We start from the raw sequence: 283 nt of genomic DNA, 5'->3' as shown, positions 1-283 counted from the left end.
AGGGCATCTCGCAATACAACATCGTTCCCGGCCTGCTCGGCGTCATCCTGCAGATGACGATGGTGATGATGACCTCGATCGCGCTGACGCGCGAGACCGAGCGCGGCACGATGGAGAACCTCCTCGCCATGCCGTCGAGCCCGCTGGAGATCATGATGGGCAAGGTGCTGCCTTATCTGGTGGTAGGCGCCGTGCAGGTGGTGGTGGTGCTGGCGGCGGCGAAGCTCCTGTTTGCCATTCCTTTCATGGGGTCGCTGTCGCTGCTTTTGTCGGCGGTGCTGGT

Annotated in this window: 1 protein-coding gene; it reads left to right on the top strand. The window is 62.5% G+C overall.

Going from position 1 to position 283, the window contains the following annotated elements:
* On the top strand, nucleotides 1-283 hold a 283-nt coding region (locus EN852_RS40170), incomplete at both ends, for an ABC transporter permease (RefSeq protein ID WP_145994169.1).

The sequence above is a fragment of the Mesorhizobium sp. M2E.F.Ca.ET.209.01.1.1 genome (assembly GCF_004010375.2).
Taxonomy (GTDB): domain Bacteria; phylum Pseudomonadota; class Alphaproteobacteria; order Rhizobiales; family Rhizobiaceae; genus Mesorhizobium.
The sequence above is the reverse complement of the archived record's forward strand: the minus strand, read 5'-3'. Positions and strand labels throughout refer to the sequence as shown.